This window comes from Halomonas ventosae (assembly GCF_004363555.1).
Taxonomy (GTDB): Bacteria; Pseudomonadota; Gammaproteobacteria; order Pseudomonadales; family Halomonadaceae; genus Halomonas; species Halomonas ventosae.
In genome coordinates, this window is the sequence record NZ_SNZJ01000015.1 from 26,019 (window position 1) to 40,833 (window position 14,815).

17 protein-coding genes are annotated in these 14,815 nt (G+C 69.0%); 10 read left to right on the forward strand and 7 right to left on the reverse strand.

Annotated elements, in window-relative coordinates; all coding sequences use genetic code 11:
- Positions 1–17 precede the first annotated feature (17 nt).
- On the reverse strand, positions 18–1,592 hold the full coding sequence (gpmI, locus tag DFP85_RS12825; protein WP_133636665.1) for a 2,3-bisphosphoglycerate-independent phosphoglycerate mutase: 1,575 nt from the start codon (positions 1,590–1,592) through the stop codon (positions 18–20).
- Between the two features lie 394 nt (positions 1,593–1,986).
- On the opposite strand from gpmI, the gene DFP85_RS12830 reads away from it, so the two are divergent.
- From DFP85_RS12830 to ruvX, 8 genes are all read left to right on the forward strand, one after another.
- On the forward strand, positions 1,987–2,409 hold the full coding sequence (locus DFP85_RS12830) for a rhodanese-like domain-containing protein (protein ID WP_106231122.1): 423 nt from the start codon (positions 1,987–1,989) through the stop codon (positions 2,407–2,409).
- 58 nt (positions 2,410–2,467) lie between these two features.
- Complete coding sequence (gene secB, locus DFP85_RS12835) at positions 2,468–2,992, forward strand: protein-export chaperone SecB (protein ID WP_106231121.1); 525 nt, start codon at positions 2,468–2,470, stop codon at positions 2,990–2,992.
- A 13-nt stretch (positions 2,993–3,005) separates the two neighbouring features.
- Positions 3,006–3,752, forward strand: coding sequence for a 16S rRNA (uracil(1498)-N(3))-methyltransferase (locus DFP85_RS12840; protein WP_243737300.1), 747 nt, complete (start codon positions 3,006–3,008; stop codon positions 3,750–3,752).
- A gap of 50 nt (positions 3,753–3,802) precedes the next feature.
- Positions 3,803–4,516 carry a CvfB family protein gene (locus tag DFP85_RS12845; RefSeq protein ID WP_133636667.1) on the forward strand — a complete coding sequence of 238 codons (714 nt, stop codon included), beginning with the start codon at positions 3,803–3,805 and terminating at the stop codon, positions 4,514–4,516.
- A gap of 234 nt (positions 4,517–4,750) precedes the next feature.
- On the forward strand, positions 4,751–5,716 hold the full coding sequence (gshB, locus tag DFP85_RS12850; RefSeq protein ID WP_133636669.1) for a glutathione synthase: 966 nt from the start codon (positions 4,751–4,753) through the stop codon (positions 5,714–5,716).
- 19 nt (positions 5,717–5,735) lie between these two features.
- Positions 5,736–6,662, forward strand: a complete 927-nt coding sequence (locus DFP85_RS12855; protein WP_133636671.1) for an energy transducer TonB — start codon at positions 5,736–5,738, stop codon at positions 6,660–6,662.
- 17 nt (positions 6,663–6,679) lie between these two features.
- A complete protein-coding gene (locus tag DFP85_RS12860) occupies positions 6,680–7,252 on the forward strand; it encodes a YqgE/AlgH family protein (RefSeq protein ID WP_106231117.1) in 573 nt (190 codons plus the stop codon).
- Positions 7,253–7,286: 34 nt separating this feature from the next.
- The gene (gene ruvX / locus DFP85_RS12865; RefSeq protein WP_133636673.1) at positions 7,287–7,730 is read left to right on the forward strand and encodes a Holliday junction resolvase RuvX; all 444 of its coding nucleotides are present in this window, start codon (positions 7,287–7,289) and stop codon (positions 7,728–7,730) included.
- Here ruvX and DFP85_RS12870 read toward each other — a convergent pair whose 3' ends face one another.
- A complete protein-coding gene (locus tag DFP85_RS12870; protein WP_133636675.1) occupies positions 7,731–8,378 on the reverse strand; it encodes a hypothetical protein in 648 nt (215 codons plus the stop codon).
- Between the two features lie 93 nt (positions 8,379–8,471).
- Positions 8,472–9,500 (reverse strand): aspartate carbamoyltransferase, encoded by a 1,029-nt coding sequence (pyrB, locus tag DFP85_RS12875; RefSeq protein ID WP_133636677.1) that lies wholly within the window; start codon positions 9,498–9,500, stop codon positions 8,472–8,474.
- A gap of 178 nt (positions 9,501–9,678) precedes the next feature.
- Between pyrB and DFP85_RS12880 the strand changes: the two genes are divergently transcribed.
- Positions 9,679–10,110, forward strand: coding sequence for a hypothetical protein (locus tag DFP85_RS12880; RefSeq protein WP_133636679.1), 432 nt, complete (start codon positions 9,679–9,681; stop codon positions 10,108–10,110).
- 110 nt (positions 10,111–10,220) lie between these two features.
- On the opposite strand, the gene maiA is transcribed toward DFP85_RS12880, so the two are convergent.
- The 3 genes from maiA to hmgA form a co-directional block, all read right to left on the reverse strand.
- A complete protein-coding gene (maiA, locus tag DFP85_RS12885) occupies positions 10,221–10,865 on the reverse strand; it encodes a maleylacetoacetate isomerase (RefSeq protein WP_133636681.1) in 645 nt (214 codons plus the stop codon).
- Positions 10,866–10,883: 18 nt separating this feature from the next.
- Complete coding sequence (locus DFP85_RS12890) at positions 10,884–11,903, reverse strand: fumarylacetoacetate hydrolase family protein (protein WP_133636683.1); 1,020 nt, start codon at positions 11,901–11,903, stop codon at positions 10,884–10,886.
- A gap of 63 nt (positions 11,904–11,966) precedes the next feature.
- Positions 11,967–13,274: a homogentisate 1,2-dioxygenase gene (gene hmgA, locus DFP85_RS12895; protein WP_133636685.1), complete on the reverse strand. Its 1,308-nt coding sequence runs from the start codon at positions 13,272–13,274 to the stop codon at positions 11,967–11,969.
- A 124-nt stretch (positions 13,275–13,398) separates the two neighbouring features.
- Here hmgA and DFP85_RS12900 point away from each other — a divergent pair, with 124 nt between their 5' ends.
- On the forward strand, positions 13,399–13,881 hold the full coding sequence (locus DFP85_RS12900) for a MarR family winged helix-turn-helix transcriptional regulator (protein WP_133636687.1): 483 nt from the start codon (positions 13,399–13,401) through the stop codon (positions 13,879–13,881).
- A gap of 84 nt (positions 13,882–13,965) precedes the next feature.
- Here the strand turns inward: DFP85_RS12900 and bhcR are convergent, their stop codons facing one another.
- Positions 13,966–14,790 carry an HTH-type transcriptional regulator BhcR gene (bhcR, locus tag DFP85_RS12905; protein ID WP_133636689.1) on the reverse strand — a complete coding sequence of 275 codons (825 nt, stop codon included), beginning with the start codon at positions 14,788–14,790 and terminating at the stop codon, positions 13,966–13,968.
- Positions 14,791–14,815 lie beyond the last annotated feature (25 nt).

Consider the following 14,815-nt stretch of genomic DNA (forward strand, 5'->3'; position numbering starts at 1 on the left):
TGGCCTCCCCGACCGTCTCAGTCGCGCTCGATCAGCACCCGGCCGGTCATCTCCTCGGGGATCGGCTGGTCCATCATCGTCAGCAGGGTCGGGGCGATGTCGCACAGGCTGCCGTCGTCCAGCAGTCGCGCCGGGTGCCCGCCGACATAGATCAGCGGCACCTCGAAGGTGGTGTGAGCGGTCTGGGGCGCCCCGGTCTCGGGGTGGACCATCTGCTCGGCGTTGCCGTGGTCGGCGGTGACCAGGCAGGCACCACCGACGCGCTGGATCGCCTCCACGACCCGGCCGACGCAGGCGTCCACCGCCTCGATGGCCTTCACCGCCGCCTCGAAGTCGCCGGTGTGGCCCACCATGTCGCCGTTGGCGTAGTTGCAGACGATCAGGTCGAACGTGCCGCCATCGATCGCCTCCACCAGCCGGTCGGTGACCTCCTCGGCGCTCATCTCGGGCTTCTCGTCGTAGGTCTTCACCTCCTGGGGGGAGGGGACCAGCACCCGGGTCTCGCCCCGGTACTCCGCCTCGCGGCCGCCGGAGAAGAAGAAGGTGACGTGGGCATACTTCTCGGTCTCGGCGATGCGCAGCTGGGTGAGGCCGCGTTTCTCCATCACCTCGCCCAGGGTGTTGACGAGCTCCGCCGGCGGGAAGGCCGCCGGCGCCGGGATATCCGCGGCATACTGGGTCAGCATCACCAGGCCGTCGGCGGCGAGCCTGGGCCGTACGCGGCGCTCGAAGCCGCTGAAGCCCTCCTCGACGAAGGCGCGGGTCAGCTCCCGGGCGCGGTCGGCGCGGAAGTTCATGAAGATGGCGGCATCGCCGTCCGCCATGGCCACCGGCGCGCCGCTCGGGCGGATGCTGGTGGCGGTGACGAACTCGTCGGTCTCGTCGCGCTCGTAGGCCCGGCGCAGCCCCTCCTCGGCCCCGATTGCCTCGAACTCGCCCTCGCCCTCGGTGATCAGGCGGTAGGCCTTCTCGACGCGGTCCCAGCGGTTGTCGCGGTCCATGGCGTAGTAGCGGCCGATGATCGAGGCCACGAAGCCGTTCTCGGGGCCGACCAGTTCGGCGAGGCGGGCGTTGGTGCGCTCCAGCGAGGCCATGGCACTCTTCGGCGGCATGTCGCGGCCGTCGAGGAAGGCGTGGACGTAGATCCGCCGCGCGCCGCGGCGGGCGGCCAGCTCGGCCATCGCCAGGAAGTGCTCCTCATGGCTGTGCACGCCGCCTGGCGAGAGCAGGCCCAGCAGGTGCACCGCCTTGGCCTCTGCCACGGCGGCATCGATCGGCGCGGTCAGGGCCGCGATGGTGTCCAGGTCGCCATCCTCGACGGCCTTGGTGATGCGCGTGAAGTCCTGGTAGACGATGCGCCCGGCGCCCAGGTTCATGTGGCCGACCTCGGAGTTGCCCATCTGGCCATCCGGCAGGCCCACGTGGCGGCCGTCGGTATGGATCAGGGTGTGCGGCTGCTCCTGCCACAGGCGATCCATCACCGGGGTGCGGGCGGCGAGCACGGCGTTGTCCCTGGCGTCCTCGTTGTAGCCATAGCCGTCGAGGATGATCAGCGCCACCGGACGCGGGGTGGGGTTGCGGGATTCGGTCATGGGGAGGGCCTCTTTGTCCTTGTCAGCCCCGGCAGGCGCGCGGGCGGTCACCGGGGTCGCGACTTGCATCTGCTTGCGGCATCATATCGCAGGGCACCGCCGGACGTCATTTGAGCGGCCCCCGGCCTCAGGACTATCGCAGATGGAAGTAACGCTCGAGGCTGTTCCGGCGACAGGTCTTCTGGGAGGCGCTGTGAACCCCTCCCTGGGCGCTACCGATGCCATCCCTGGCATAGGACCTCCCCTTCGACCTGTCCCCGGCGCCTCTCGCTTCGGGTAACTGCGATTGCCCTGCCCGCAGGCCGCGGCCTGCCGTGGCTTTGTGTATACTGGGCGCCGCCGCGACTGGCCGGCCTCATTCACCGTGTACCCGAGACAAGAGTTAGCCGAACCCATGATCGATCAGCTGTTCGAATTCGTGCAGAATCACCCGCTGCTGGTGGGGGCCTTCCTGCTGGTGTTGACCGCCTGGATCGCCTACGAGGTCCGCAACAGCAGCAGTGGAGGCGTGACCTCCGGCGAGGCGACCCAGCTGGTCAATCGCGAGGACGCCGTGGTGCTGGACCTCCGCGAGGCCGGCGAGTTCAAGGCGGGCCACATCGCCGGGGCGCGCAACATCCCCCAGAGCAAGCTCGACGAGCGCATGCGCGAGCTCGACAAGTTCAAGGGCAAGCCGATCATCGTGGCCTGCAAGCATGGCCAGAGCGCCGGCGTCGCCCAGGCCAAGCTGACCAAGGCGGGCTTCGAGCGGGTGCTCAAGCTCAAGGGCGGCATGGCCCAATGGCAGGCCGATGGCCTGCCGGTCGTCAAGAAGTAGCGCCACCAGGCCGCGACGCATCATCGACACGCATTCACCGAATCAAAGGACCTTTCCCATGGCGGAAGAGAACAACCAGAACGCCGGCGCCAACGGCCAGGCGGCCGGCCAGCAGGACAAGCCCCAGCTGCAGTTCGCCCTGCAGCGCATCTACGTCAAGGACATCTCCTTCGAGGCCCCCAACTCGCCGACGGTCTTCCAGCAGCCGTTCAAGCCCAAGGTCGGCCTGGACCTGAACACCACCAGCCGCCAGGTCGGGGAAGGCCTCTACGAGGTGGTCGTCAAGGTCACCGCCCAGGTCACCCACAGCGAGGAAGGTACCACCTCCTTCCTGGCCGAGATCGAGCAGGCCGGCCTGTTCCGCATCAGCGGCATCGAGGGGCAGCAGCTCGACCACACCCTGGGCGCCTTCTGCCCCAACATGCTCTTCCCCTATGCCCGCGAGTGCATCGACAACCTGGTCAACCGGGGCGGCTTCCCGCCGCTGATGCTGGCGCCGGTCAACTTCGAGGCGATCTACGCCCAGAAGAAGAAGCGCGAGGCCGAACAGGCCCAGCAGTCGGGCGAGCAGGCGACCCAGTAAGGGTAAGCGGCCCGTGTCAGTGAACGTCCTGCACGTGAGGGCCCCGCGCATCCACGTCGCCGCCGACCTTGCCGTCGGCGGCGACGTCGTTCTGCCCGAGGGGCCGGCCCGCCACGTGGCCCGGGTGCTGCGCCTGGCCGAGGGCGCGTCGCTGCGGCTCTTCGACGGCGCCGGCCGGGAGGCCTGGGCGGTGATCACCGAGGCCTCCCGCAAGCGAGTGGTGGCGCGCATCGAGGCCGTGGCTCCCGGCACCGGCGAGTCGCCGCTCGCGGTGCACCTGGGGCAGGCGATCTCCAAGGGCGACCGCATGGACTACGCCATCCAGAAGGCGGTCGAGCTCGGCGTGGCGGCGATCACCCCGCTCTATACCGAGCATGGTGACGTGCGCCTCAAGGGCGAGCGCGAGGCGAAGAAGCTCGCCCACTGGCAGGCCGTGGCCGCCAGCGCCTGCGAGCAGTGCGGTCGCGCCACCCTGCCATCCGTGCACCCCCCCGCCGGCCTGGCCGACTGGCTGGCGGGCCGCCACGAGGCGCTGCGCCTGGTGCTGCATCCCGGTACCGCCGGAGCCCTGGAACAGCGGGAAGCGCCCGCCACCGCCGCCCTGCTGATCGGCCCGGAGGGCGGGCTGTCCGAGGCCGAGGTCGAGACGGCCCTGGCCGGCGGCTTCGTCCCCCTGTCCCTCGGCCCGCGCATCCTGCGCACCGAGACCGCGCCGGTGGTGGCGCTGTCGCTGCTGCAATCCCGCTTCGGGGACCTGTGAACGCCGATGCGTCCCCGGCGCCTTGTGCCTCCCCTCACCGGAGCTCCCCCATGCCCGACTCCCGAGACCGCCGTCCATCCACCTCGCCTCGCCCCGCCGGCACGCGCAACTATCGTGCGCCCAGGGCGGCCGTCGGCGACGTGGCCTACCTCGAGGTGGTGACCGTCAACGAGACCGGCGCCTTCCTCGACTGGGGCCACCCCCGCGACCTGCTGCTGCCCTTCGGAGAGCAGCGCTTCCGTCCCAGCGTGGGCAAGCGGGTGCTGGTGATGATCTACGAGGACCAGCAGGGCCGGCCGGTGGCCTCCCAGAAGCTCGAGCGCTTCATCGCCGACGAGGCCGCGGGCCTGCAAGCGGGCGATGCGGTGTCGCTGGTGATCGCTGACCAGACCGACCTGGGGCTCAAGGCGGTGGTGAACCAGCGCTTCTGGGGCCTGCTCTACCGGGACGACCTGAACCGGCCGCTGCGCCGCGGCCAGCGCCTCACCGGCTACGTGAAGCGCCTGCGTGACGACGGACGCCTGGACCTCTCGCTGCTGCCGCCGGGCGAAGCGCGGCTCGACGTGGTCGGTGAGCGGGTGCTCAAGGCGCTGCGCGAGAGCGGCGGCTACCTGCCCCTGGGTGACAGGAGCGAGCCGGCAGAGATCCAGGCGCGGCTGGAGGTGAGCAAGAACGCCTTCAAGCAGGCCATCGGTCGGCTCTACAAGCGCGAGCTGATCACCCTGGAGCCCGGCGGGATCCGCCTGGTACCGGGCGGGGACTAACCCAGCATCCTGGTGTTTCCGTCTGAGGCTGTTCCGGCGACAGGTCTACGAGGGGGCGCTGTGAACCCTTCCCTGGGCGCTACCGATGCCGTCCCTGGCATAGGACCCCCTCTACGACCTGGCCCCGGCGCCTCTCGCTCTATGCGACTCGGTGGTCAGACTAACCGCCTTGGTGGACTCGATACCCTGCGGCATACTGACTGCATTCACTCCCCAGACCGGAAACCCGACGCCATGAGCGAACGCGCGCTGAAGATCGGCGTGGTGATGGATCCCATCGCGGATCTCACCTACAAGAAGGACACCAGCCTGGCCATGCTGTGGGCCGCCAGGGACCGCGGCTGGTCGCTGCACTACCTGGAGCAGGAGGACCTCTTCCTGCGCGAGGGGCGCGCCTTCGGCCGGATGCGCGCGCTGGAGGTGCACCGCGACCCCGGTCACTGGTTCGACCTGGGGGAGCCCGAGGTGGCGCCCCTGGCCGAGCTCGACGTGGTCCTGATGCGCAAGGACCCGCCGGTCGACGGCTACTTCCTCAACGCCGTCTACCTGCTGGGCTTCGCCGAGCGCGAGGGCGTGCTGGTGGTCAATCCCACCCAGGCGCTGCTGGAGTGCAACGAGAAGCTCTTCGCCCAGCAGTTCCCGGGGTGCTGCACCCCGACCCTGGTCTCCTGCAACGAGGCCGTGCTGCGCGACTTCCACGCCGAGCACGGCGACGTGATCTTCAAGCCGCTGGACGGCATGGGCGGCACCGGGATCTTCCATGTGCGCCCCGAGGGCCGCAACCTGGGCGCCATCATCGAGATGCTCAGCGAGCGCGGCAGGCGCCAGATCATGGCCCAGCGCTACATCCCCGAGATCAGCGAGGGCGATACCCGCATCCTGCTGGTGGACGGCGAGCCGATCCCCTTCGGCCTGGCCCGCGTGCCCATGGCCGGGGAGACCCGCGGCAACCTGGCCGCCGGCGGCACCGGGGTCAGTCGCGAGCTCACCGCTCGCGACCACTGGCTTATCGAGCAGGTCCAGCCGACGATCCGGGAGAAGGGACTGATGTTCGTCGGCCTCGACGTGATCGGCGACTACATCACCGAGATCAACGTCACGAGCCCCACCTGCGTGCGCGAGATCGACGACCAGCGCGGCACCGATATTGCCGGCCAGCTGATGGACGCCATCCAGCGTCGTCTCGGCGAGCGGCGCTGATCCCGGAGGCCTGTGGCCCATGACGAGCAGCCCCCTCAGCGACCCCATCCGGTATGCCCCGGTCACCCGGCCGTACCGGCACTGGCTGGCCTGGTCGCTGGCGCTGCTGCTTCACCTAGTGGTCATCGGCGTGGTGGCCAGCCGCCAGTTCGCGCCGGCGCCCGTCGAACGCTCCAGCATCGACGTGGTGCTGGTGAGCCGGCCGTCCCCGGAGGCCGTGGAGGCCGCGGCCATCGCCGAGGCCGATCAGCGCGCCGCCGGCACGCCCCAGGAGCAGGCCCCGGCGGAGGCCCGGGCCGCGCCCATGGACGAGCTGCCGGAGCTGCAGGCGGCCGAGCCCGAGGTGGACCCGGCTACCCCGGCCGAGCCGGAGAGTGCCGCCCGCCCGGAGCCCGACCGCGACAGCGAGGCACCCGAGCCCCCGGCGGCCGAGCGCCCCCGCGAGGCCCAGGCGACCCCCGAGCCTCGCGACAGTGCCCCCCAGTCGGCCGAGACCTCGGCGCCGCCCACCGCCTCGGCCCCCTCCGCCTCGGGACGCGACCTGCTCGCCCAGGCCACCACCAGCATCCGCGAGCAGGGGCTCTCGTCGGAGTTCGCCGGCGAGCAGCCCGGGCAGGGGCGCCAGGCCGCCCAGCAGGCCGCCGAGGCGCGCTACATCGACGACTGGACCCGCCGGGTCGAGGATTACGGCAACCGGGTGCACCCGGCGCCGCGTCACCTGGAGGGGCAGCTGCGCATCCGCGTGGTGATCGGCCGCGACGGTCAGGTTCGCCGGGCAGAGGTGATACAATCCTCGGGACATGCCGAACTCGACCAGGCGGCCCTGGACACGGTGCATGGTGCCGCGCCCTATCGCCCCTTCGACCGGGGCATGGGCAACCTGGACAGCCTGTCCATCACCCGGGTCTGGCGGTTCGGCCAAGGCAATCATTACGGCGTGCAATAGGTCCGCCGGGGAGTCTCATGCAATCCGTGCAACACTTCGGCTTGAAAAACCACTTCCTGCTGGCGATGCCGCACCTGGAAGACCCCAATTTCGCCGGCAGCCTCAGCTACCTCTGCGACCATGACGAGAACGGCACCATGGGCGTGATCGTCAACCGGCCCCTGGAGCTGACCCTGGACGCCCTCTTCGAGCAGCTCGAGCTGGGCGGCGACGAGAGCCCCCATCGCGATGCGCCGGTCTACTATGGCGGCCCGACCCACAAGGATCGCGGCTTCATCCTGCATCGCGGCGCCAGCGACGCCTGGGATTCCAGCATCCAGGTCGCCGATGACATCGCCCTGACCACCTCCATGGACATCCTCCAGGCATTGGCGGACGGCAAGGGGCCCGAGCAGTTCCTGGTCTGCCTGGGCTGTGCCGGCTGGGAGTCGGGCCAGCTGGAGGCAGAGCTCAAGGAGAACGCCTGGCTCACGGTGGAGGGGCGCGCCGACATCCTCTTCACGGTGCCGCCCGAGCAGCGCCTGGGCGCCGCCGCGGGCATCCTGGGCATCGACCTGAACCTGATGACCCGCGAGGCGGGCCACTCCTGATGAAGGGCCTGCGCGTGATGACGGAGCCGGCCTGATGGCCGATGCCGGCTCGCGACTGATCCTGGCCTTCGACTTCGGTACCCGGCGCATCGGCGTGGCGGTGGGCAACGAGCTGCTTGCCAGCGCCCGGGAGCTCGCGCCCTTGCCGGCCCGGGACGGCATCCCCGACTGGGCGCAGGTGGCGCGGCTGGTGGACGAGTGGCGCCCGGACCTCTTCGTGGTGGGGCTGCCGCTCAACTTGGACGGCAGCGAGTCGGTCATGAGCACCCGAGCGCGCAAGTTCGGCAAGCGCCTCTACGGCCGCTACGGCATCCCCTGCGAGATGGTCGACGAGCGTGGCTCCACCCGCGAGGCCAAGTCGATCGCTAGGGAGGCCGGCCACCGCGGCAACTTCCGTGAACAGGGCGTCGACGGCATCGCCGCGGTGCTGATCCTGGAGGGCTGGTTCGCCCGGGGCGAGGGCCTGCCGCCGCGCTGATCAGGCCGGGCTGGCGCCGCCGTCGCGATATTTCCGGGCGAAGTCGCCCACCGAGATGCAGGTGAACTTCTCGATGAAGAACGCCAGGGTCGCCGGGCAGCGGAAGCGCTCCTCGAAGGCTTCCACCTCTCCTTCCCGTTCCCGCTCGACGCTCGCCAGGTAGGCGTCACCGGCCTTGCGCACCCTGACGGTCGCCTGGCTGTCCTCGGCCTGTTTCTCGACCAGCAGCTCTTGCTGCCCCTCGAGCAGCTCCCCCAGCACCTTGCCCCCCTCGCGCTCCTCGGGCGAGGCCCAGAGGGGCTGGTCACGGTCGCCGTAGCGATAGAGGAAGATCATCGGCAGCACCGAGAAGATGGCCGTCGTGAGGGTCCAGGTCATCGCCGCACCGGAGAGATGCGCCGTGAACACCGCGACCAGCTGCACGACGATGCCCAGCGCCAGCAGTCCCGCCAGGGGGCGCCACATCCGCGGGTTCATGAAGCCCCGGTCCAGGAAATAGCCCCACAGCCCGATCACCACCACCGCCCCCACGCCCAGCTGGATCATGGCGGTAAGCGACCCGCCACCCATCAGCAGGGCGATGGCGCCGATCAGGATCAGCAGGGTATAGAAGCCACACAGCAACAGATACGCACGCTTCAGGTTCATCGGTGTTGCGCCTCCAGGCCTGGTCGCCATGTGCGGCGACGCGGATTGTCGTTCCCCACCAGCATAGGCGATCGGTCGCGACCTGCAGGCTACTCAGAAGGTGGCGTCGTCAACGCCCAGGCGGTCGGGGACGAACCAGGGCACGTCGCGCAGGTCCTTGCCGATGAGTTCCTCGACCCCGAGCAGGGTGGCGAAGATCGCCATGCGCACCGGGATGCCGTTATCGGTCTGGCGGAAGATCGCCAGGCGCGGGTCGCCGTTGAGGTCCACGTCCAGGTCGTTGGCCTCGGGACGGCTGTCGCGGGGCAGCGGGTGCATGACGATGGTGGCGGGGCCGCAGCGGCTGTCCAGGAAGGCGCGATCCACGGTGAAGTCCCGGGAGAGGTTGAAGCCCTCGCTCATCTCGGCGGTGAAGCGCTCCTTCTGGATGCGGGTGGTGTAGACCACATCCACGTCGGAGAAGTCGCCGGCCAGGCTCTCGCGGACCTCCACGCTGAGCCCCTGGCGGCTGACCCGCTCGATCAGGTGGCTCGGCATCTCGAGGCCGGGCGGCGCCACCAGGGTGATGCGCATCGGGGCGTAGCGTGACAGCAGCTTGATCAGGGAGTGCACGGTGCGGCCGTACTTCAGGTCGCCGGTCATCAGCACGTGGGCGTCCCTGAGCGCCTTGCCCTGGAGGGCGAACTCCTTGTCGATGGTGTAGAAGTCCAGCAGCGCCTGGCTGGGGTGCTCGCCGGGGCCGTCACCGGCGTTGATCACCGGCACCTTCGTCGCGGCGGCGAACTCTGCCACCGAGCCCTGGTCCGGGTGGCGCATGACGATGGCGTCGCAGTAGCCGCTCATCACCCGGCTGGTGTCGTACAGCGACTCGCCCTTGGCCATGGAGGAGAAGGTGAAACCGGTGGTGTCGCAGACGCTGCCGCCGAGCCGCGAGAAGGCGGCATGGAAGCTGACCCGGGTGCGGGTGCTGGCCTCGAAGAAGAGGTTGCCGAGCACGGCGCCTTCCAGCACCCGGGTGATCTTGCGGCGACTTGCGATGGGCTCCATCCTTGCGGCGACGCGCATCAGGTGGTCGATATCGTCGCGGGACAGGGAGTCGATGGAGAGCAGGTGGGAACTCATCACGGGCCTCGGCTGGTGGCTGGGGGACGGGCGCTAGTGTAACCCTCCCCGGGAAGGCCTTCACGGCACAATCGGCGTTCGGTTTCATGTGAAACTGCCTTGCCCCGAGTCAAGGCCGCCCGGTGCTCCCGGGTCGATACTGATACCGACATCAAGACCACCTGACGGGAGAACCCCCATGGCCACTGCACAGACCACTCGCACTGCTTCCTGGTGGCAACGCCTGACCGAACGCTGCTACGCCACGTCCACGGCCCAGCTGGTACGTGACGTCCAGTACCAGGCGGGTCCTACCTACGATGAGCTGCTCAATGACCTGGAGAGCCCCCTCGAGCCCGGCTTCGAGCGCGAGATGGCGCGACAGCTTGCGGCGGGGCAACCGAGTGACTTCGTGCCGGCCAGGACCCTGATGCCGGTGATGATGCAGCGCTTCGGCCTGCAGGAGGCCGAGGTGGCTGCGGAGCCGGGCTATAACGCGATGCGCAAGACCTGCAATGGCTGCCCGGTCGTTGGCCAGTGCTGGAAGGCCATGCGCGCCGGTGCCGAGGTCGAGGCGTGCCGCGGTTTCTGCCCCAACGCCAGGGCGTTCGACCGCCTCGCCGCTGGCTGAGGTCATCCGGCGAAACGTGTCATTGGGCCCTGGCCATATGCCGGTATCTGTCCCCCGGTTGATTGCAACTTGCCGAGTGCCTTGCCCGCTTCATTGGCTCGCTTGGGCGATCAGCGAGCGTCTGGCTGTGCCTCCGGTGCCGCCTGCTGGAAGGCAGGCAGGGCACGACAGTTGGCCGAGATACGTTGGATCGTCGGGTAGGCAGAGAGGTCGCATTCGAAACGTTCAGCGTTATACACCTGAGGCACCAGGCAGATATCTGCCAGGCTTGGCGTGTCGCCATGACAGAAATCGCCGGTTCCGGCCTCGGCGGTGAGTAGGGACTCCAGCGCCTGGAAGCCCTCGGCGATCCAGTGGCGGTACCAGGCCAGCTTGGTCTCCTCGTCCACCCCGAGTTCACCGACCAGATGCTTGAGTACCCGCAGGTTGTTGAGGGGATGGATCTCGCAGGCCACGACTTGGGCCAGGGCACGCACCCGGGCGCGCTCGGTGATGTCCTCCGGCAGCAGCGGCGGTTCCGGGTAGCGCTCGTCGAGGTACTCGCAGATGGCCATCGACTGGGTCAGGGTGACGCCCTCATCGGTGATCAGCGAGGGCACTAGGCCCTGGGGGTTGCGCGCCAGGTTCGTCTCCGCGAGCTGCTCGCCTTGCACCAGGTTTAACGGGGCCTGGTCGTAGGCCAGACCCTTGAGGTTCAGGGCGATCCGCACCCGGTAGGCGGCCGACGAGCGAAAGTAGCCGTAGAGCGTGGTCATCGTCGCATCTCCGCTCGCTTACTCGGGCTCGTACTTGACGACCTGCTGGTCGATGGCGCCGAAGATGCTCCTGCCTTCCCGGTCGAACATCTCGATGCGGACCCGGTCGCCGAAGCGCATGAAGGGGGTCCTGCTGTCGCCGTGGAGGATCTTCTCCACCATGCGCACCTCGGCCAGGCAGCTGTAGCCCACGCCGCCCTCGGTCACCGGCTTTCCGGGGCCGCCGTCGGGGTCCGGGTTGGAGACGGTGCCGGAACCGACGATGGCGCCTGCGCCCAGGTAGCGGGTCCTCGCCGCATGGGCCACCAGCTGCGGGAAGCTGAAGATCATGTCCGGCCCGGCCTCCGGCGTGCCGAACGTCTCGCCGTTCAAGTGCACGGTCAGCGGCAGGTGCACCTTGCCTTCCTGCCAGGCATCGCCCAGTTCGTCCGGGGTGACCGCGATGGGCGAAAAGGCGGAAGCCGGTTTGGCCTGGAAGAAGCCGAAGCCCTTGGCGAGCTCGCCGGGGATCAGGCCGCGCAGGCTGACGTCGTTGACCAGCATCACCAGCTTGATGTGCCTGGCCGCCTGTTCGGGCGTGACGGCCATGGGGACATCGTCGGTGATCACCGCGATCTCGCCCTCGAAGTCGATGCCGTGCTCCTCGCTGATCGCCTCGATATCCTCGGTCGGGGCGAGGAACTTGTCGCCGCCGCCCTGGTACATCAGCGGGTCGGTCCAGAAGGTATCGGGCATCTCGGCGTTACGCGCCTGGCGCACCAGCTTGACGTGGTTGAGGTAGGCGGAGCCGTCGGCCCAGTGGTAGGTGCGCGGCAGGGGGGAGTGCAGAGTACTCTGGTCGAGGTCGAAGGCGCCCGCGGCCTTGCCGTCGTTGAGCTCGGCGTAGCGGGCCTCGAGCGTCGGGCTCACGGCGTCCCAGGCCTCGATGGCCTGCTGGAGAGTCGGGGCGATGTCGGCGGCGCTTACTGCGCGGGAGAGTTCACGAGAGACGAGAATCAGTTCGCCGTCGCGGCCTTTCTTCAACGTTGCCAGTTTCATTCGAATTCGGTCCTTTCGTCAGGGGCGGGGCCTTCCGGCCCCGCGATGGTGCATCGGTCCGGGTCAGCGCTGATCGGGGGTGAAGTTCGAGCGCAGGGTCGACCAGACATCCACATAGTCGCGCTGACGGAAGTCCGCCTCCAGGGCCGCCGCGGTGGGGTGGTAGACGTAGCGGCTCTCGAACATGAAGGCCAGGGTATTGCCCTGATACTGGGGCTTGAGCTCGGCCGTGGAGGCCTTGTCGAAGGTCTCGGCATCCGGTCCATGGGGCGACATGCAGTTGTGCAGGCTGGCGCCACCCGGCAGGAAGCCCTCGGCCTTGGCGTCGTACTCGCCATGCACCAGCCCCATGAACTCGCTCATCAGGTTGCGGTGGAACCAGGGCGGACGGAAGGTGTTCTCGGCCACCATCCAGCGCGGCGGGAAGATCACGAAGTCCAGGTTGGCCATTCCCGGGGTGTCAGAGGCCGAGGTCAGCACGGTGAAGATCGACGGGTCGGGGTGGTCGAAGCTCACCGTGTTGATGGTGTTGAAGTTGGCGAGGTCGTACTTGTAGGGGGCGTAGTTGCCGTGCCAGGCGACCACGTCCAGCGGCGAGTGGTTCAGGCGCGTCTCCCAGAAGCGGCCGGAGAACTTGGCCACCAGGGAGAAGTCACCCTCGAGGTCTTCAAAGGCGGCCATCGGGCTCAGGAAGTCGCGCGGGTTGGCCAGGCCATTGGCCCCGATGGGTCCGAGACCGGGGAGCTCCATGGGGCTGCCGTAGTTCTCGCAGAGATAGCCGCGGGCGGCCTCGACGCCGGCGGCACGGCGTACCTGGAACTTGACGCCGCGCGGGATGACGGCGATCTCGCCGCTGGCGACCTCGAGCTCGCCGAACTCGGTGCGAAGCCGCAACGCGCCCTGCTGCGGGACGAAGAGCAGCTCGCCATCCGCCGTGTAGAAGAAGCGCTCGGTCATGTCCTCGTTGAAGGCATAGACGTGAACGCCCACGCCGCTCTGGGCGCCGGCATCGCCGTTGACGGCGATGGTCAGCAGGCCGTCGACGAAGTCGGTGGGCGCGTCGGGCAGTGGGACCGGGTCCCAGCGCATCTGGTTGGGGTCGGCCGCCGGCTTGTCCAGGGGAGACGTATGGACCCGACGGTTCTCCAGCGGCTGGTAGGCACTCTGCACCACCGAGGGGCGGATGCGGTAGAGCCAGCTTCTCAGGTTCTGGTGGCGCGGGGCGGTGAAGGCGGAGCCGGTCAGCTGCTCGGCGTAGAGGCCGTAGGCGCACTGCTGCGGCGAGTTCTGGCCGACAGGCAGCGCCCCCGGCAGGGCCTCGGTGGCGAAGTGGTTGCGAAAGCCGCTCTGGTAGCGGAGGGGGGCCGTCATTGTCATTGTGCTCCAGTATTCAGTTTCAAGTGAAACCAATTCCTCGATGCTAGACCGAGGTGGTTTCATATGCAACTATTCGTCTGTGGATGAGTTCGGGGCCTCAGACAAGGAGGAGGGTGGGATGCCGTCAGGCGAGGAGCATCAAGGAGTACCGCAGCAGGGGCCCGGCCGGCTGGACCTCAACCAGTTTCTCCCCTATCGGCTCAACCGGCTGGCCGACCGCATCAGCGACGAACTGGAGCGCATGTACGCACAGCGCTACGACCTCAACGTGGCCCAGTGGCGTGTGCTGGCCTGGCTCAGCCACTGCGATGATCTCACCGCCAAGAAGGTCTGCACCTACACCAACATGGACAAGGCGCGGGTCTCCCGGGCGGTGCAGGCGCTGGTCGATCGTGGCCTGGTGACCCGGACGCCCTCCGCCAGGGACCAGCGGGTGCATGACCTGCACCTGACCCGCGAGGGAGCCGAGCTGCTCTCGCGGCTGATCCCGGAGGCCCAGGAGTGGGAGGCGGAGCTCGTGGCGACCCTCAGTGCGGGCGAGTACCGTGACCTGCTCAATGCCATGGGCAAGCTGGAGCGGCAGTTGGAGCGGATCGGCTAGGCCTGTCTCTTAAGCGCACCGCCCACACGACAGCGCCCGGCCATGGCCGGGCGCTGTCTGCGGGTCAGGGGGCAGGCGACGCGGTCAGGCCGTCGGTACCTTGCCGCCCAGCCGGGCGGTGATCTCGGCGGCGGTGTCGCGCACCAGCGCGCCCAGCTCGGCCAGTCGCGCCTCGGGGATGCGCGCCTTGGGGCCTGAGACCGAGATGGCGGCCAGCGGGGTGCCATGCTCGTCGTGGATGCAGGCGGCCACGCACTGCAGGCCGATGGCGTGCTCCTCCCGGTCGCAGGCGAAGCCCTGGCGGCGGATCTCCGCCAGCCCTTCCCGCAGCGATGCGGGGGTGTGCAGGGTATTCTCGGTGACGCGTGCCAGGCCCCGCTCGTCGAGAATGCGCTCGAGCTCGTCGTCCGGTAGCCAGGCCATCAATGCCTTGCCGACGCCCGAGGCGTGCAGGGGGGCCCGGGAGCCGAGCCGGGTGATCATGCGCATCATCTGCGGCGACTCGCTCTGGGCCAGGAACACCGCCGTGCCGTCGTCGCGCACGCCGAGGTTGGCCGTCTCGCCGGTCTGGGCGGTGAGGCGGCGCAGGAAGGGGCGGCTGGTACCCACGAAGTCGCGGGCCTCGAGGAAGCTGTTGCCGATGCGGAAGGTCTTGACGTCGATCTTCCACACGCCGAGTTCGCTGTCCTGGGTGACGAAGCCCTGGCTCTGCAGGGCCTGCAGCAGCCGGTGGGTGGTGGAGGGGGCGAGCTCCGCCTGTTCGGCCACCTCGGAGAGGGCCAGGCCGCCGGGACTGGCCGCCAGGCGCTCGAGCAGGTTGAGCCCGCGCACCAGCGACTGGCTGTGGCCACTGGTGCTCTTGCCCGACCCCGCGGGCCGTCCCGCTGTCCTGCGCTTGCCTTCGCTCACCCGGATCGTCCTCCTGCCGCGTTCT